13 protein-coding genes and 1 tRNA gene are annotated in these 17,695 nt (G+C 73.2%); 6 read left to right on the top strand and 8 right to left on the bottom strand.

Annotation, left to right across the window (positions count from 1 at the left end; all coding sequences use genetic code 11):
- Positions 1-132 precede the first annotated feature (132 nt).
- Positions 133-207, bottom strand: a tRNA-Gln gene (locus A8W25_RS12805).
- Between the two features lie 174 nt (positions 208-381).
- On the opposite strand from A8W25_RS12805, the gene A8W25_RS12800 reads away from it, so the two are divergent.
- Entirely contained in the window at positions 382-1,704 is a 1,323-nt protein-coding gene (locus A8W25_RS12800; protein ID WP_067159958.1) for a sensor histidine kinase, read from the top strand.
- Positions 1,705-2,005: 301 nt separating this feature from the next.
- Here the strand turns inward: A8W25_RS12800 and A8W25_RS12795 are convergent, their stop codons facing one another.
- On the bottom strand, positions 2,006-2,497 hold the full coding sequence (locus A8W25_RS12795) for an SUKH-3 domain-containing protein (protein ID WP_067159955.1): 492 nt from the start codon (positions 2,495-2,497) through the stop codon (positions 2,006-2,008).
- Between the two features lie 10 nt (positions 2,498-2,507).
- Complete coding sequence (locus tag A8W25_RS12790; RefSeq protein WP_079125987.1) at positions 2,508-3,086, bottom strand: YwqJ-related putative deaminase; 579 nt, start codon at positions 3,084-3,086, stop codon at positions 2,508-2,510.
- Positions 3,087-3,375: 289 nt separating this feature from the next.
- Between A8W25_RS12790 and A8W25_RS12785 the strand changes: the two genes are divergently transcribed.
- From A8W25_RS12785 to A8W25_RS12775, 3 genes are all read left to right on the top strand, one after another.
- Positions 3,376-4,350, top strand: coding sequence for an SMI1/KNR4 family protein (locus tag A8W25_RS12785; RefSeq protein ID WP_067159952.1), 975 nt, complete (start codon positions 3,376-3,378; stop codon positions 4,348-4,350).
- A gap of 5 nt (positions 4,351-4,355) precedes the next feature.
- On the top strand, positions 4,356-6,239 hold the full coding sequence (locus A8W25_RS12780; RefSeq protein ID WP_067161153.1) for an SUKH-4 family immunity protein: 1,884 nt from the start codon (positions 4,356-4,358) through the stop codon (positions 6,237-6,239).
- A gap of 258 nt (positions 6,240-6,497) precedes the next feature.
- The gene (locus A8W25_RS12775) at positions 6,498-7,400 is read left to right on the top strand and encodes a cellulose-binding protein (protein ID WP_067159950.1); all 903 of its coding nucleotides are present in this window, start codon (positions 6,498-6,500) and stop codon (positions 7,398-7,400) included.
- Between the two features lie 23 nt (positions 7,401-7,423).
- Here the strand turns inward: A8W25_RS12775 and A8W25_RS12770 are convergent, their stop codons facing one another.
- From A8W25_RS12770 to A8W25_RS12760, 3 genes are all read right to left on the bottom strand, one after another.
- Positions 7,424-9,022 carry a cation acetate symporter gene (locus A8W25_RS12770; RefSeq protein ID WP_067159948.1) on the bottom strand — a complete coding sequence of 533 codons (1,599 nt, stop codon included), beginning with the start codon at positions 9,020-9,022 and terminating at the stop codon, positions 7,424-7,426.
- Positions 9,019-9,351: a DUF485 domain-containing protein gene (locus A8W25_RS12765; protein WP_079125986.1), complete on the bottom strand. Its 333-nt coding sequence runs from the start codon at positions 9,349-9,351 to the stop codon at positions 9,019-9,021. Before A8W25_RS12765 ends, A8W25_RS12770 begins: the two co-directional genes overlap by 4 nt.
- A 517-nt stretch (positions 9,352-9,868) precedes the next feature.
- Positions 9,869-11,473, bottom strand: a complete 1,605-nt coding sequence (locus tag A8W25_RS12760) for an MFS transporter (protein ID WP_079125985.1) — start codon at positions 11,471-11,473, stop codon at positions 9,869-9,871.
- Positions 11,474-11,809: 336 nt separating this feature from the next.
- Between A8W25_RS12760 and A8W25_RS12755 the strand changes: the two genes are divergently transcribed.
- Both A8W25_RS12755 and A8W25_RS12750 read left to right on the top strand, forming a co-directional pair.
- Positions 11,810-12,598 carry an ABC transporter ATP-binding protein gene (locus A8W25_RS12755; RefSeq protein ID WP_067159942.1) on the top strand — a complete coding sequence of 263 codons (789 nt, stop codon included), beginning with the start codon at positions 11,810-11,812 and terminating at the stop codon, positions 12,596-12,598.
- Positions 12,595-15,174 (top strand): ABC transporter permease, encoded by a 2,580-nt coding sequence (locus A8W25_RS12750; RefSeq protein WP_067159939.1) that lies wholly within the window; start codon positions 12,595-12,597, stop codon positions 15,172-15,174. The genes A8W25_RS12755 and A8W25_RS12750 overlap by 4 nt, the downstream gene beginning before the upstream one ends.
- A 101-nt stretch (positions 15,175-15,275) precedes the next feature.
- Here the strand turns inward: A8W25_RS12750 and A8W25_RS12745 are convergent, their stop codons facing one another.
- Together A8W25_RS12745 and A8W25_RS12740 are read right to left on the bottom strand one after the other, a co-directional pair.
- The gene (locus A8W25_RS12745) at positions 15,276-16,619 is read right to left on the bottom strand and encodes a DUF2079 domain-containing protein (RefSeq protein WP_234386413.1); all 1,344 of its coding nucleotides are present in this window, start codon (positions 16,617-16,619) and stop codon (positions 15,276-15,278) included.
- Positions 16,620-17,089: 470 nt separating this feature from the next.
- Positions 17,090-17,584 carry a SigE family RNA polymerase sigma factor gene (locus A8W25_RS12740; RefSeq protein WP_067159935.1) on the bottom strand — a complete coding sequence of 165 codons (495 nt, stop codon included), beginning with the start codon at positions 17,582-17,584 and terminating at the stop codon, positions 17,090-17,092.
- Positions 17,585-17,695 lie beyond the last annotated feature (111 nt).

Here is a 17,695-nt window from a genome sequence, read left to right as displayed (position 1 = left end):
GGTGGACATCCGCAGGATACCGGGGGGTTTCGGGGCCGAAATGCCGGGAGGGTCGGCGGAAGGAGAACAGAAGGGGAGCGGCGGGGAAAAACAACCGGGTCCCGACCGATGTGGTCAGGACCCGAACTGCGCTGGCTCCCCCGCCAGGACTCGAACCCGGACATAAGGCACCAAAAGCCTCAGTGCTGCCAATTACACCACGGGGGATGGAAACCGGTTCGACCGGACATTACGTCGGGTCACCGGATCGGCACCCCACACTATGCCGTACCGAACCCCTTCCGTGCGACGGTGCCGATCACCGTGATCGGCACCGTCGCACGCGGAGGGTCGGCGAAACTCGCCGGAAAATCGCTGGCGGGCGCCCGTAGGCTGGATGGCATGACCGCAACGGGGGCAGACCACGACTCCGCGGGGAGGACCTCCCGCGGCTGGTGGTGGTGGGAACGGCGGCGCAGTGCCGTCCTGGACATCGGACTGGGGCTCGGCTCCGCGTTCGAGTGTGCACTGGAAGGTGTGAAGTTCGCCGGGGACGCGGGGGTTCCCGTACCGGCCGGGGTGCTGTTCGGCCTTGTGGCCGGGGCGACTCTGGCCGCGCGGCGGCGCTGGCCGGTCGCGGTGGTGCTGGTCTCGATCGCCGTCACCCCGGCCAATATGGGCTTCCTGCTCGGCATCGTCGGCCTGTACACGCTGGCCGCCTCCGAGGTGCCGCGCCGCATCACCGCCGCGCTGGCCGGAATGTGTCTGGCGGGCACCTTCATCGTCACCTTCGTGCGGATGAACCAGAGCGTCGACGACGGCGCCTTCGACGGCGGCCGCTGGCTGGTCCCCCTGTTCTCCGCCGTGATGTCGCTCGGCCTGACCGCGCCGCCGCTGCTCCTGGGGCTCTATATAGGGGCCCGGCGGCGGCTGATGGAGTCGCTGCGCGAGCGCGCCGACTCGCTGGAGCGGGAGCTCTCGTTGCTCGCGGACCGCGCCGAGGAGCGTGCCGAGTGGGCCCGTACGGAGGAGCGCACCCGGATCGCCCGCGAGATGCACGACGTGGTCGCCCACCGGGTGTCCCTGATGGTGGTGCACGCGGCCGCGCTCCAGGCGGTGGCCCGCAAGGACCCGGAGAAGGCCGTCAAGAACGCGGTGCTCGTGGGGGACATGGGCCGCCAGGCGCTGACCGAGCTGCGCGAGATGCTCGGGGTGCTGCGGACCGGGGAGGCGGTGCGGCGGGCCGACGCGCCGGTGCCGGTGCCGCTCGCGGCCGTCGGCGCGGCGGCCGCCGCGGCCGCTGCCGCCGCCGAGGAGGGGCCGTGCCTGGCCGACATCGAGGCGCTGGTCGGCCAGTCCCGGGAGGCCGGGATGGTGGTCGAGATGATGGTCCACGGCGTAGAGCGCGTGTATGACGCGCTGGTGGAGCAGACCGCGTACCGGGTGATCCAGGAGGCGCTCACCAACGTCCACAAGCACGCGGCGGGCGCCAAGGTGATGGTCCGCCTCGCCCACCGGGACGCGGAGGTCGCCATGCAGGTCGAGAACGGGCCGGCCGACGGGGCGACGGCCGACGCGGGGCTTCCCAGCGGGGGGAACGGGCTGGTCGGGATGCGCGAGCGCGTCCTCGCCCTGGGCGGGGTGTTCGTCTCCGGCGTCACGGACGCGGGGGGATGGCGGGTGTCGGCGGTACTCCCGGACCGCGTGGAGGCGCAAGCGCCGTAGGCGCCGGAGGCGCCGTTGTCGTTGTTCACCTGCGGACCGTGGTGGGTTGCTCGCGCAGTTCCCCGCGCCCCTGAAGGCCTGTGGCTGAGCCGGTTTCTCCGGCTGCGGCGAACCCCCTAAGGGGCGCGGGGAACTGCGCGACCAGCCCCCACCGGCCCGCGGCCAACGAACCACCTAGGGGCGCGGGGAACTGCGCGACCAGCCACCCACCGGCCCGCAGGTGAAGTCCGGGCCCAAAGCGCCGCGAGCAACCACCCACCGGCCCGCAGGCGAACCCCGGGCCCAAAAGGGGGCGTCGCGGTCAGCGCGGGGACGTCAGGCGGATCGGCTGGACGCCCGTCACCAGCGTGTTCAGGGCGAGGTCCAGATCCGCGCCCAGGTACCAGTCGCCCGTGTGGTCGACGCTGTAGACCCGGCCCTCCGTGTCGATGGCGAGGACGGCCTGCTGGTCGCCCTCCTCGCCCAGCGGCGCCAGCTCGGTCTCCAGGGCCCGGCCCAGGTCCGCGAACGTACGGGCCAGATGCAGCCCGGCCACGGGGTCGAAGCGGACGGTCGCGGGCGCGTTGTGGCGGCCGGGGCCCGGCGCGGTCAGCCGCAGGCCGCCGAACTCGGCCCACGCCTCCACGGCCGCCGGGAACACGGTGTGCCGGTGCCCGGCGGGCGAGGCGTGCGAGCGCAGCACGTCGGCCCAGGCCTCGGCCTGTCTGATGTCCCAGCGGCCGGGGTGCCACCCGGCGGCGCGCAGCGCGGCGTCGACGGGGACGGGGAAGCGGGTGGTGGACACGTCCGGCATCGCGTTCGGTTCAGCCCTTCTCGGCGGCGGGGTCGACCGCGCGTACCCCGAAGTGGGCGAGCAGCGCGGTACAGGAGCGGCAGGGCGGCGCGTAGCTGCCGTGCAGCGGGTCGCCGTCCTCGCGGATGCGGCGGGCGGTCACCTTGGCGTGCTTGAGCGCGCGGCGGGCCTCGCCGTGGGTCAGGGGCTTGCGGCCGGACCTGCGCGACTTGCCCGCGCGGGCCGACTCCAGGGAGGCGAGCTGGCGCGAGAGCAGGATCGCCTCCGGGCAGCGCCCGGTGAACCGCTCGCGCTGGCCGCTGGTGAGGGTGTCGTGGAAGTCCTGTACGAGCGGGTGGAGCGCCGGCGGCTGGTCGCCCTTGCCGGCGGTGCAGGTCAGCGTCTCGCCCCGGAGCGAGAGCGCGGCGGCCACGGCCGGCAGGATGCCGTCGCGGCGGTGCAGCAGGACGGGCGCGGAGGCGGTCGTGGTGCTCCACTGCAGACGCGGGTCGCCGGTGCGCGGGTCCCCTGCCCCCGGGGCCCCGGCCCGGGGGTCCCCCGTCCGGGAGGCGTCCGCCGCCGTACCCGATATGTCGGTCGTTCCGTGCATGGTGCTCGCTGTCCCTCCCGTTGCCGGCACTGTCCGCAAGCCGGTGTCAACGCCCCCGTTAACGCCCCGTTGCGGGGAACAGACTGCCAAATGTGCCCAGTGGTACGGAAGCTGGGGCTCTGATGTCACTACGTCCGTGTCGTCACCATCGCCGCACGGTGACCCGGTTGTGACACCTGGTCACGGTGGTGCGGGGCCGGGGTGCGGGGCAGGGACCCGGTATTGCCCCACCGCATAGTCTGGTCCTCACCAGCCAGACGCAGCAGCTCGCACGCAGGGGGCATCCGCCATGACGACAGGTCGGCTCGGGCACGCCGCGCCACCGAACGCGGCCTATGCCGGACAGGTCGTGAACTTCCCGGACCCGGTCCGCGCCTCCCGCCACCCCAGAGGGGTGCGGGTGGACGGCGACGGCTACCCGGACTTCTCCGCGTACGCGCGCGCCGCCGCCGAGATCGCGGAGCCGCCGGAGGGCTTCGGCGTGGACGAGCTGCGGCTGACCGACTACGTGTCGGCCAACGCGGCGCTCGCCGCCGACGGCCATGAGCTGTGGGACACCGTCCCCGCCGTCGCCACCCCGCACGGCTGGACCTGGCACCACGTGCCCGGCACCCGCCGCCTTGAGCTGGTCCCGGTCGAGGTGAAGGCGCTGCTGCGCCACCACGGCGGGCTCACCACGACCGGCGTCGACCAGGACAAGCGCGGCACCCGCCCGCTCCAGGAGACCCGCCCGGCCCACTTCGGGCTGCCCAAGACCCTGGTCTCGGTCTCCGAGTCCCAACTCCTCGGCGTGGAGGAGGACTTGGGGTACCGGCTGCCGGGCGCGTACCGGGCCTTCCTGAAGGCGGCGGGCGGCTGCGCGCCGGTGGGCGCGGCGCTCGACGCGGAGCTGGGGCTCCTGGTGGACCAGCCGTTCTTCACCGTGCGCGACCAGGCGGCGGCCAATGACCTCGTCTACATCAACAAGTGCCTGCGCGACCATCTCACCAAGGACTACCTGGGCGTGGCCTTCGTCCAGGGCGGCATCCTCGCGGTGAAGGTGAAGGGGCAGGCGATCGGCTCGGTCTGGTTCTGCGCGTACGACGACGCGCGCGACCAGGACGGCTGGAGCGTGCAGGAGCGAGTGGAGCGGCTGCTGCTGCCCTGCGGGACGGACTTCGACGACTTCCTCCAGCGGCTGGCGGGCAACCCGCCGGAGCTGGAGACCGTGGCGAACCTGATGGTGGACGGCGGCTTCGCGCGCGCCGTGCCGGTGGGGGAGTGAGTGTGATGGTGACCTTCGCCCAGGCGCAGGAGCGCGCGGAAGAGTGGATCAACGGGGACGTTCCCGCGTACCAGCACCGTGAGGTGCGGGTGCGGGAGTTCGAGCTGGGCTTCGTGGTGTGGGCCGAGGACCGCGCCGAGGGCCCGTCCTCGGACGGCGGCCGCCAGCGGCTCGTCATCGCCCGGGACAGTGGAGAGGCCACGCTGTGGCCCGGTCTGCCGGTGGGTGAGGTGATCCGCCGGTACGAGGAGGAGTACGGCGTGCCGGACGAGCCCGAGGACGCGGTTCCCGCGCCGCCGCCCGAACGCATCGACCTCAACCAGACGTCGTTCCTGCTGACGCCGCCGGAGTGGCTCCAGGCGGCGGCGGACCGGATGGGCATCCCGGACCGCCGGGATGCCGGCGGTCCGGCGTCCGGTACCGGTGCCGCTGTCGCGGCTTCGGCCGGGGAGGCGGCGGCACCCGCGCCGACGCCCGCACCCGCCCAGCCCGCGCAGTCCGGGCCCGCGTGGCCCAGTGCCGGCCCGCCCGGTGCCCCCGGTGCCGGTCGTGGGCCGCAGCCGCCCGGGCCGCCCGGTGCTCCCGGCGCGCCGCAGCCCCCCGGTCCGCCCGGTGTTCCCGGTGGGAGCAGCGGTGGCGGGGCGCACTACGCCGCGACCATGCTCGCCGACCCGAGCCAGCTCGGGGCCGGTGGGCGGCCCGGCGCGCCCCAGCCGCCCGGTCCGCCGGGGGCTCCCGGCCAGCCGGGGCAGCCCGGTGTGCCCGCGGCGCCCGGCATGCCCGGTGGCCCCGCCGGACCCGGTGGCGTGCACCACGCCGCCACCATGCTCGCCGGGCCCGCCCAGATGGGACCCGGCGCGCCCCAGCCGCCGCAGCCGCCCGCGTACGGCTACCCCCAGCAGCCCACCGGCGTGCCGACCGTCGGGCCCGGGTACCAGGCCGTGCTGCGCTACCGCGCGGCCGACGGGTCCGAGCAGCAGCTCATCCGGCGCTCCGCGCCCGGCATCCCGCACCCCGAGTGGCAGATCTTCCACGAGCTGCGCGGGATGAACGTGCCGCCGGACCACGTCCTGGAGCTGCACACCGAGCTGGCGTCGTGCGAGCTGCCCGGCGGCTACTGCGCCCGGATGATCCGGGAGACCTGGCCGCAGGTGCGGATCACCTCCGTCGCCCCGTACGGCACGGACCACGCCTCGCGCCGCCAGGGCGTCCAGCATCTGCTCACCCACCAGGGCGAGCTGGCGCAGGTCGCGGACGGCCCCGCCCGGCCGCAGCCGGTGCGCGCGCCGCTGCAGCAGGTGCAGCCCGCGCCGCCGCTCCCCCCGGAGGGCGTCGCGCACGAGCTCGCCGGTGCCTTCGGCCCGCAGGGCGTCTTCCGCTTCGACCAGCGGGCGGTGTCCCGCCAGGGCGTGCCCGAGGCCGTCGCGGTGACGCTGGTGTGGGCGGGGCTTCCGGCGGACTTCGGCCCGTTCTTCTGGGCGCAGGCCGTGCCGGGCCAGCCGGTCCCGACGCTCGCCGAGCTCGCCGCCCAGCGGCAGGTGCAGCCCGCCCCGGACGCCGGCTCGTACCTCGTCATGGGCTCGGACTTCGGCCGGGCGATCTGCGTCCAGTACGGGACCGCGAACATCGTCGCGGTGCCGGTGGAGGCGGGTCCGGGCGGCCAGTCCGTACCGCCGCAGTTCGTGAACAGCGGACTGCCCGAGTTCGTCCGGTGCATGGCGCTGCTCGGCCGGATGTGGCGGCTGCGCTACGGGCTCACCCCCGAGCAGGCGGGCCGCTGGACGGTCGACTTCCAGGCCCAGCTCGCCGCGCTCGACCCGGCGGCGCTGGCCTCGCCGGAGAGCTGGTGGTCGGTGCTGCTCGAACAGTTCTGGGACGGACTGCTCTGAGTCAGCGGCGGGGAAGCGTACGTACATCCGTGTAAGTGCGTTGATATGACGAGGCGTTCGCCGCGGTCGCGCGGCGGGCGCCTCGTCGCCTTTCCGTGGCCTTTTCCGGCCCCCTTCCGGTTCTGAGGGGAATTGACGCATCCTTGGCCGTTACGGATGGGCGGAGTGTCGCGTTATGACCACTTCGCTTCGATCCAGCAGGATGTGGCCGGATCGCGTCGTGTTCGGAGAGGTCGGAGAGGTCGGAGGACGTCAAGGATGAGTGCAGCGCCCGAACCACCGCAGGCACCCCAGGGCTTCGCCGCCGTACGGGGCGGCCGGGGCTACCGGACCGACCAGGTCGACCGTCAACTGGCCCTCCTCGGCGAGGAGCGCGACGCCGCCTGGGAGCGGGCGGCGCGGCTCACCGTCCTCGCCAAGCGGATGGAGGCGGAGGCGGCCGCCCTGCGCGACCGGGTCGCGGCGCTCGGCCCGCAGTCGTACGAGTCGCTCGGCCGCCGGGCGCAGGCGCTGCACGCCCTGGCGGTCGAGGAGGCCGACGCCGTACGGGCCGGCGCCCACGAGGAGGCGGCGGGCGTGCGCGACTCGGCGGAGGCGGCCGGGCGCCAACTGCGCGAGACCGCCCGCGCGTACGGGGAGACGGTCCGCGCCGAGGCCGAGGAGCGGGCACGGCATCTGCTGCTCGTGGCGCGGACGAGCGCCGACGAGCAGTGCGCCGAGGCCGGTGCCGAGGCGCGTGAGCGGCGTGCGGAGGCGGCGGACGCGCTGCGCGAGGTGCGCGAGCGGACCGGGGCCGCCCTGGCCGAGCAGGCACGCGAGCACGCCGAGCGCGTCGAGGCCCTCGACCGTGAAGTGGCCGCGCGCCGGGCCGAGTCGGACGCCCGGCACGCCGAGCTGACCGCGCACGCCGAAGCCGCCCTGGCCGAGACGGGCCGGGTCTGCGCCGAGGCCCAGGAGTCGGCCCGGCACGGTCAGGAGGACGCCGAGGCGCGGGGCGCGGAGCTGGTCGCGGCGGCGCGGGTGCGGGCCGAGCGCATCGCGCGCGAGACCGAACAGGTGCTGCGGGAGCACGCCGAGGCCCGGGAGGAGGCCGTCGCGCACATGGCGCATGTACGGAGCAGTCTGGCGGGCCTGACGGGGCGGGCCCCGGCGGAGGGCTGAGCCGCCGGGGCCGTGCGACGGACTCAGCGCCTCGCGCCCGCCAGGATCCAGCCCTCCACCGCCTCGTACCGCTGCCGCTGGGCGTACACGTCACGGCGGCTCAGGACCGTGCCCAGCCAGCCGACCGCGAAGCCGAACGGGATGGAGACGATGCCCGTCGTGGTGAACGGGAACCAGTTGAAGTCGTAGGCGGGGAAGACGGACTGGGGCGAGCCCGACACCAGCTTCGTCCCCGTCATCACCACCGCCGTGAACAGCGTTCCGCCGATCAGGGTGCACAGCAGGCCCGCCCGGGTGTAGCGGCGCCAGAACAGACTGAGGATCAGGGCCGGGGCCAGCGCGGACGCGCCCAGGCAGAACGAGAGGGTGACCAGCGGCTGGAGGTTGTGGTTCTGGGCCGCCGTCGCCAGCGCGATCGCCGGGACGCCGATGGCGAGCGCGGCCACCCGGGCGGTGTTCGTCTCGGTGGCGTCCCGCACTCCGGCCCGGCCGCGCAGCCCGTGGGCGACCAGGTCGTGGGCGAGCGAGTTGGCGCACGCCAGGGTCATCCCGGAGATCGAGGCCAGCAGGGTCATGAAGATCGCCGTGGCGACCGCCGTGAAGAGCAGGGCGCCGAGCGTCGACGCGTGCGTCCCGACGAGCGCCTGGCTGGTCAGCAGGATGGACGTCTTGCCCTGCGGGTCCGCCTCGGTGATGGCGCGGCGGCCCACCACGGCCGCCGCGCCGAAGCCGATCACGATCAGCGCCAGGCAGATGACCACGACCGCCGACACCGCCCAGGAGAGCGAGCGCCGGACCGCGCGGGCGCTGCGGGCGCTGTACATCCGCATGGTGATGTGCGGCAGACAGGCCGCGCCGATCACCACCGTGAGCTGCGAGCTGATCATGTCCAGTGAGTCGCCGCCGAACTGGAGCCCGGAGGAGAGGTACGCCGGGCCCGCGCCGCTGCCCCGCGCCGCCTCGCCGAGCAGCAGGCCGGGGCTCCACCCGTACCGGTTGAGGACCAGGCCCGCGACCACGAGCGAGGAGGCGGCGAGGACGACGGTCTTGACCGCCTGGATGAAGGCGGTTCCCTTCATTCCGCCGATCGCCGCGTAGCCGATCATCAACAGGCCGAGCATGACGATGCAGCCGGTCTTGAACTGGGCGGCGTCGAAGCCCAGGACGAACGCGATGAGGTCGCCCGCGCCGGCCAGCTGGACCACCATCAGCGGCAGCAGCGCGGCGAGCGTGACCAGGCACGCGGTGACCCGGACGGCGGGGCCGGGGGCCCGCCGGGCGAACGCGTCGCCCATGGTGAACTTCCCCGCGTTGCGCAGCGGTTCGGCCAGCAGGAACATCAGCAGCACCAGCGAGAGGGCGGTGCTCAGGGTGAGGACGAGGCCGTCGTACCCGGTCAGCGCGATGACCCCGACCGTACTGAGCACGGTGGCCGCCGAGACGTAGTCCCCGGCGATGGCCAGGCCGTTGCGCAGCGGCGAGAGCGAGCGGTAGCCGGTGTAGAACTCGCCGAGGTCGTCGCGGTCGGGCGCGGTCATCACACAGAGCAGCAGGGTCACGGTGATCACCGCGATGAACGCGACCAGGGACATGGCCCGGGCGTCGGAGGCGAATCCGGTCATCGGGCGGCTCCGTCCGTGTACCGGCGGGAGTTCGCCGGCCGCTGCGCGGCCTGGTGGCGGATGGCGGCGGCGAGCGGGTCGACGGTCCGCTGGGCGGTCCACTCGTACACGGCTATCGCGGCCAGCGTCACCGGCAACTGGCAGAGCCCGAGCAGCAGTCCGGCGGTGAGCCCGCCGGAGACGTGCCGGGCGAGCAGACCGGGGGTGTAGCCGGAGAGGAACAGGAAGAGGACGAAGTACCCGAGGGCGGTGAGGGTGGAGACGCGCCGCAACAGACGGTAGGCGGTGCGGAGTTGGGGGAGGCCGGGGGAGGAGCGGTGGTGCGGCATCGGCTGCTCCTTGCAGAGGGGGACGGGGAAGCCGGAAGCGCTGGTGGGTGGCGGCGAACTTACCGGTCGGTATGGAGTCTGGGGACCCCCTGACGCGAACTTTTCGATCCGACCGGATCGTTACCGTAGGTAACGCCGGGGGCCCACCTGCGGGCCGGCGGCGGGCTGGCCGCGCAGTTCCCCGCGGGGCGCTCCGCTGTGGGGGCCGGTTTTTCGTCCGCGGACCGTGGGTGGTTGCTCGCGCAGTTCCCCGCGCCCCTCAGGGCGTCCGCCGCAGCCGGGGAATCCAGCTCAGCCACAGGCTCTCAGGGGCGCGGGGAACTGCGCGAGAAGCGAGCACGGCCTGCAGGCGACCACGGGTTGAGGGGCGCGGGGAACCGCGCGAGCAACCCAGCACGGCCCGCAGGTGCACACCACGCACTGGCGTCACATCCCGCCCCGGGGATCCCCAACCCCCTCAGGGGCGTGGGGAACCGCGCGAGCACCCACCCACCGACCCGCGGCCGAAACCGGGCCCTCACCCCGCGTCAGCGTCCCGCACGGGAAACCGCCGAGGCGCCAGCGTCAGGAGAACGACCAGCGCCGCCACCGCAGCCAGCGCCGCGCCCACGTACACGCGATCCACCGCCGCCGCGACCGCCCGTCGCAGGTAATCCGCCCCCTCCTGCGACAGCCCGGCCGGCGAGGCCAGCGCGCGGGAGACCGAGTCGAGGTCGTCCGGCAGGCCGGACACCGGTGCCGAGGCCAGCCGTGACGTGATCGTCGCGTTGGCCACCGCCCCGAACAGCGCCGCCCCCACGGACTGCCCCACCTGCCGGCAGAACAGGACCGACGCCGTCGCCGTACCCCGCTCGGCCCACCCCACCGACGACTGCACCGCGATGATCAGCGGCAGTTGGAAGAGGCCGAGCGCGCCGCCCAGCGCCAGCATGATGAGCGCGGGCTGCCACGCCTGCCCGGGGTACGGCAGCAGCGGGAAGGCCAGCAGGATCAGCGCCGCGAGCCCGATGCCGATCACCGCCGAGTCGCGGAACCCGATCCGGGTGTACACCCGGTTGGAGAGCGCGGCGGAGACCGGCCAGCTCAGGGTCATCACCGAGAGGACGAAGCCCGCCGCCACGGGGTCGAGGCCGAGTACGGACTGCGCGTACGTCGGCAGGAACACCGTCGGCGCCACCATCAGCAGCCCGAGCGCCCCCAGCGCCAGGTTCACCGCCGAGATGCTGCGCCTGCGCCACACCCAGCCGGGGATGACGGGCTCGGCGGCCCGTCGCTCGACCACCACCGTGACGAGCCCGAGCACCGCGCTCGCGGCGAACAGGCCGAGCGAGGGCGCGGAGAGCCAGTCCCAGGCCACCCCGCCCTGGACGAGTGCGGTGAGCAGCAGCGCCCCGGTCGCGAAGACGCACAGTGCCCCGGCCCAGTCGATCCGGGGCACGGCCGCGGGCTTCGCCCGTACGGGCTCCACCAGGTGCCGCCCCACCAGCCACAGTGCGAGGAGTCCCACCGGCAGGTTGACCAGGAAGATCCAGCGCCAGTCGGCGTACGAGGCGAGCACGCCGCCGAGTGCCGGTCCGGCCACCGCCGACACCGCCCAGACCGTGGACAACTTCGCCTGGATCTTGGGGCGTTCCTTGAGCGGGTAGAGGTCGGCGGCCACCGTCTGGACCGTGCCCTGAAGAGCCCCGCCGCCCAGGCCCTGGAAGACCCGGAAGGCGATCAGCGCGGCCATGTTCCAGGCGGCCGCGCACAGCAGCGACCCGGCGAGGAAGAGCACGATGCCCGCGATGAGCACCGGCTTGCGGCCGAAGGTGTCGGAGAGCTTTCCGTACACCGGCAGGCTCACCGTGACGGCGAGCAGATAGCCGGAGAAGAGCCAGGAGAAGACGGAGAACCCGCCGAGGTCGCCGACGATCTGCGGAACGGCGGTGGAGACGATCGTGCCGTCGAGCGCGGCGAGCGCCATGCCCAGCATCAGGGCCGCGACGACCGGGCCGCGCCCCCGGGCGGGGACGGACTCGGCCGCCGCGCCGGGTATCGCCTCCGTGCCGCCGCCGGATCGGCCGCCGGACCCGCCCCGAGTACTCACGGCGTACTCCCCCAAGATCGGTTCATGGTGCATGTAGTTGACCGGGCTCCACCCTCTCATCCCGGGCCTGAGCGGCGACAGAGAGCGGCGGGGTGGAGGTCCTCGTGGCCGGACTCAGCCCTGGGGTGGAGAGCCCCTACGGGTTACTCCCTACTTCAGGGCAGGGGCTGTTCGTCCTGGCGGAGGACGAGAAGAGGGGGAGCGGTTCTTTAACGTGGTCCTACATCGAGCGGCTACGGGGAGCCGCAGGTGGGGGGTGGGGCTAACCCCCCGCTCAAGACACCGCCGGGCACCAGGGTGCCGGGCGGCCTCGATCGTCAGACTCAAGACGTACGCAGGACGCACTGACTCGCAACGAGGAGAAGAACCGTGACAACGGCTGTGACCATTCCCAGGCACGGGGGTACTGGAGGGCAAACGGCGGTCGCGGCTCGGGCGCGCCAGGTCGTCAAGGCGTACGGGTCGGGGGAGACCAAGGTCGTCGCGCTTGACCATGTGGACGTGGACATCGCCCGGGGGCAGTTCACCGCGATCATGGGTCCGTCCGGCTCCGGCAAGTCCACGCTGATGCACTGCCTGGCCGGGCTCGACACGGTCACGGGCGGGCAGATCTATCTGGACGACACCGAGATCACCGGTCTCAAGGACAAGAAGCTCACGCAGCTGCGCCGCGACCGGATCGGCTTCATATTCCAGGCGTTCAACCTGCTGCCGACGCTCAACGCCCTGGAGAACATCACGCTCCCGATGGACATCGCGGGCCGCAAGCCCGACCAGCAGTGGCTGGACCGCGTGGTGGAGACCGTCGGCCTGGCCGGCCGCCTCAAGCACCGCCCGACCCAGCTCTCCGGCGGTCAGCAGCAGCGTGTCGCGGTGGCCCGCGCCCTCGCGGCCCGGCCCGAGATCATCTTCGGTGACGAGCCGACCGGAAACCTGGACTCCCGCGCGGGCGCCGAGGTCCTCGGCTTCCTGCGGCGCTCGGTGGACGAGCTGGGCCAGACCATCGTGATGGTCACCCACGACCCGGTCGCCGCCTCGTACGCGGACCGCGTGCTCTACCTCGCGGACGGCCGGATCGTCGACGAGATGTTCCGCCCGACCGCCGACGCCGTGCTCGACCGCATGAAGGACTTCGACGCGCGGGGGCGGACGTCGTGACCGTGCTCAAGACCTCGATGCGCAACTTCTTCGCGCACAAGGGACGGATGGCCCTCTCGGCCGTCGCGGTCCTGCTGTCGGTGGCGTTCGTGTGCGGCACGCTCGTCTTCACCGACACCATGAACACCACCTTCGACAAGCTCTTCGCCGCCACCGCGGCCGACGTCACCGTCACCCCGAAGAACGCGAAGCCCGACGACCGGCCGCAGACCGGCACGCCCGAGACGCTGCCCGCCTCGGTCCTGGAGCAGGCGCGCGGCGCGGCCGGGGTGAAGTCCGCCGAGGGCGGCGTCTCCAGCTCCAGCGTCACGGTCGTCAACTCCGAGAACGAGAACATGGGCTCCTCCAACGGAGGCCCCACGCTCGCGGGCAACTGGACTGCCAACGACCTCAAGGCGATGGAGATCACCTCCGGCCACGCCCCGCGCGGCCCGACCGAGGTGATGGTCGACGCCGACACCGCCGACAAGCACGATCTGAAGATCGGCGACGAGCTGCGCACCATCGCCGTCACCGGTGACTTCAAGGCCAGGATCTCCGGCATCGCCTCCTTCAAGGTGACCAACCCGGGCGCGGCGATCGTCTACTTCGACACCGCCACCGCCCAGCGCGAACTGCTCGGCCGGACCGGTCTGTTCACCAACGTCACGCTCACCGCCGCCGACGGCGTCAGCGACAAGCAGCTGAAGCAGAGCGTCGCCGCCAAGATCGGCGCCGGTACGTACAAGGTGGAGACCGCCGCCGAGAACAAGGAGACCAACCGCGACTCGGTCGGCTCCTTCCTCGACGTGATGAAGTACGCGATGCTCGGCTTCGCCGGAATCGCCTTCCTCGTCGGCATCTTCCTGATCATCAACACCTTCTCGATGCTGGTCGCCCAGCGCACCCGCGAGATCGGTCTGATGCGGGCCATCGGCTCCAGCCGCAAGCAGGTCAACCGCTCGGTCCTGGTCGAGGCGCTGCTGCTCGGCTTCTTCGGCTCCGTCCTCGGGGTCGGCGCGGGCGTCGGCCTGGCCGTCGGCCTGATGAAGATCATGAGCGGCATGGGCCTGGAGCTGTCCACCGACGACCTGACGGTCAAGTGGACGACCCCGGCGGTCGGCATGCTGCTCGGCATCGTGGTCACCGTCCTGGCCGCCTACCTCCCGGCCCGCCGGGCCGGCAAGATCTCCCCGATGGCCGCGCTCCGCGACGCCGGTACGCCGGCGGACGGCAAGGCGGGCCTGATCCGGGCGATCATCGGCCTGGTCCTGACCGGCGCCGGCGCCGCCTCGCTCTACGCGGCGGCCCACGCCGACAAGGCCAGCTCCGGCTCGGGCGTCCTCGCCCTCGGCGTGGTGCTCACGCTCATCGGCTTCGTGGTCATCGGCCCGCTGCTCGCGGGCGGTGTGGTGCGGGTGATCAGCGTCCTGGTACTGCGGATGTTCGGCCCGGTCGGCCGGATGGCCGAGCGCAACGCGCTGCGCAACCCGCGGCGTACGGGAGCGACCGGCGCGGCCCTGATGATCGGGCTCGCCCTGGTGGCCTGCCTCTCGGTGGTCGGCTCCTCGATGGTCGCCTCGGCCACCGCCGAGCTCGACAAGTCGGTCGGCGCGGACTTCATCGTCCAGTCGGGCAGCAACGACGGCCGGCCGATCGTGCCGCAGGCCGCCGACGCCCTCCGCAAGACCCCGGGCATCGCCCATGTCACCGACTACAAGTCGGTGGACGCGAAGATCACCACGCCGGACGGGAAGACCAGCAGCGAGGACCTCGCCGCGGCCAGCCCGACCTACGCCGAGGACCTGCGGCGCGAGACGGTCTCCGGCAAGCTCTCCGAGGCGTACGGCAAGGACGCGATGTCGGTCGGCGACAAGTTCGCCGGGGACCACAACGTGAAGGTCGGCTCCACGCTGACCGTCGCCTTCAAGGGCGGCCGCACGGCCCACCTCAAGGTCGCGGCGATCACCTCGGACGACACCAATGTCGACAAGGGCGCGATGTACACCAACGTCACGACCGCCGAGCGCTATCTGCCCGCCGACCGGGTCCCGAAGAACATGATCATGTTCGCCAAGGCGGAGGACGGCAAGGCCAAGGAGGCGTACGCCTCGCTGAAGGCGGCCCTCAAGCCGTACCCGCAGTACAAGGTGCAGGACCAGACGGACTTCAAGAAGGACCTGAAGGACCAGATCGGCCAGCTCCTGAACATCGTGTACGGCCTGCTGGCCCTCGCGATCATCGTGGCGGTGCTCGGTGTGGTGAACACCCTTGCCCTGTCGGTGGTCGAGCGGACCCGGGAGATCGGCCTGATGCGCGCCATCGGCCTCTCGCGCCGCCAGCTGCGCCGGATGATCCGTCTGGAGTCGGTGGTGATCGCCCTCTTCGGCGCCCTGCTCGGCCTCGGCCTCGGTATGAGCTGGGGGACGACCGCGCAGAAGCTGCTGGCCCTGGAGGGCCTGGGTGTCCTGGACATCCCGTGGCCGACGATCATCACGGTCTTCGTCGGATCGGCGTTCGTGGGTCTGTTCGCCGCCCTGGTCCCGGCCTTCCGGGCGGGCCGAATGAACGTGCTCGGAGCAATCGCGAGCGAGTAGCCGCCGTACGGGGGTCGGCGGGGTGGCCCCGGGGAGTTCTTCCGAACTCCCCGGGGCCGCTTCATGTTCGGGGCCACTTTTGCGGGCGGCGGGGGTGGGGGCTACGGCTGCCGCTCCAGCAGGACGTAGCCGTACGCCACGCCCACCACCGCGTACCGCGTGCCCGGGTGCAGCTCGCGGGCGTACTCCAGCGGGTTCCCGGCCCAGCCCGAGACGTTGTCGAGCGCGATGTAGCGCGGGATCACCTGCCGGGTGTCGCCGACCCAGAACACCCGGCAGCGGGAGGTGAGCCGGGAGATCGGCCCGACGTTGGCCTCGACGGTGGCCCCGTCCGGGACCGCCGCCAGCATCCGCTCCCGCTCGGCCACTTGGGGGCTCTTGCGGTAGGTGGCGGCCTCGGTGAGCGAGTACAGCGGCAGCGAGGCGGTCAGCGCGAGCGCGGCGGCGGCCGCGGCGGCCGGCAACTGGCGGGCGTACGTCCGCAGCCAGGGGCGCGCGCTGCGGCGGCCGGTGTCCACGGCGTCGGCGAGGGCGAGCGCCAGGACGGGCATCAGCACGGCGCTGTAGTGCCAGTCGGTGGACCAGTAGTGGTCGTCGGAGGACAGGAAGCGCCAGCCCAGGGTCGGCACGGCGGCCAGGAACAGCGGGGAGCGCACGGCGAGCAGCCCGGTGGGCAGCAGCAGCCACAGCAGGGTGCGCAGCTTGGTGCCGGAGGCGGTGAACGGCCCGGCGCCGGTGGTCTTGCCCCAGTAGTCGTACGCCCCGGTCGAGTTGAAGGCCGGTATCAGCGCGGTGAGGGTGACCACGACGGCCGCGATCCCGAACGCTGCGACGCCCAGCGCGTACGCGGCGGTGCGCGGCGAGCTCCGCCGGGCGCGCAGGGCGACGACCACCGCGACGGCCGCGAGGGTCAGCCCCAGGTCCTCCTTGACCACGACGAGCGGCAGCGCCCAGCACAGGGCGGCCCGCCAGCGCCGGTCCAGTACGGCTTCGAGCGCGTAGGCGATCAGCGGTACGGCGAAGCAGATCTCGTGGAAGTCGAAGTCGGCGGCGCGCTGGATGCCCCAGGAGAGCCCGTAGGCGACGCCGACCGCGAGTCCCGCGCCCCGGCCGAGCAGCCTCGCCGCGCCCCGGGTGACCGGCACGGCCGAGAGCGCGAACAGCGCGGCCTGGGCGACGAGCAGCGTGACGGGGGTCGGGAAGAGCCGGTAGAGGGGGGCGAGCAGCGCGGTGACGGGGCTGAAGTGGTCCCCGAGGATGTTGGTGCCCGGCCCCTTGAGGTCGGCGACGGGGGCGCGCAGGTGCGCGTAGCCCCGGACGGCCTGCTCGAAGATCCCCAGGTCCCAGGAGAGCGTCTCCATGCGTCGGTGGCGGAGCACGGAGACGGTGGCGTACGCGGCGAACAGCGCGGCGGCGAGGAGGTACGGGTCCCGGTGCCCGGGCACGCCACCGCGGCCTTTTGCTTCCTTTCGGCCAGGTATGCGGGGGGAGGGGACCCGGGTTTCGGGCAGCGTGAGTAGAGCTCCGTGCACGGTGAGTTCCTCGGGTCAGCGGAGGCGGGACGGGGTGGCGGGGCGAGGGGGTGCCCGCGTCGGACGGGCTGCGGGACGGGGTGCCCGAGCCGTACGAGGGCGAGCCGGACGGTGTCCCGGACGGGGTGGGCGGGTTGGCCGGGACCGTCGTCCCCGAGCCGCCCTGCATCGTGAGGGCGGCGACCGCGCCCGTACCGGCGACCAGGCAGACCACACAGGCGGCGGTCGCGGCGAGGGTGCGGCGCCGTCGCCGCAGTCCGCGCTCGGCGACCCGGGCGGGCGGCTCCGGCACGACCCGGCGCCCGCTCTCGGCGGCGGCCCGCTTCAGCGCCCGGGCCAGGTCGGGATCGCCCTCGTGGTCGTCGGGGAAGCCCTGGGGGAATTCAGACACCCTGATCCTCCTCGGAGGTGAGGTGGGGCCGCAGCGCTGCGCGCGCCCGGGAGAGGTGGGTCTTCACCGTGCCGGTGGACAGGCCGGTCTCGGCGGCCACCTGCTCGACGGTGAGATCGCAGACGTAGTGCAGGACGGCCACGCGCCGCTGGCGTTCGGAGAGCAGGCGCAGGGCGTCGACGAGCGCGACGGAGGACGGGTCGGGGCCGTGCGCGGCGCCGGGGTGGCCGCCGCTGTGCAGCCGCCAGGCCTCACCGGCCCGGCGGCCCCGGCGCCAGCGGCTCACCGCGAGCCGCCAGGCGACGGTGCGGATCCAGGCCTCGGGCCCGGCCTCGCGCCGCAGTCGCGCGCGGCGGCCCCAGGCCCGGACGAACGCCTCCTGGACGACGTCCTGCGCCTCGTGGAGGTCGCCGGTCATCAGATAGACCTGGCCGACCAGGTCCTTGACCGAGTGAGCGTAGAACTCCTCGAACTCGTCGTCGGTCAAGGCGGCTCCCGTCGGATGGACAGACCTGTCGGCGGACAGGTCTCACGGGATGTACGCCTGGCGGTGGCCGTTCGGTTGACAGCTCACCGCAAGAATTTTCGGACAGGTCCC

Origin of the sequence: Streptomyces sp. ERV7 (genome assembly GCF_001653515.1) — a bacterium.
GTDB lineage: Bacteria > Actinomycetota > Actinomycetes > Streptomycetales > Streptomycetaceae > Streptomyces.
The sequence above is the reverse complement of the archived record's forward strand: the minus strand, read 5'-3'. Positions and strand labels throughout refer to the sequence as shown.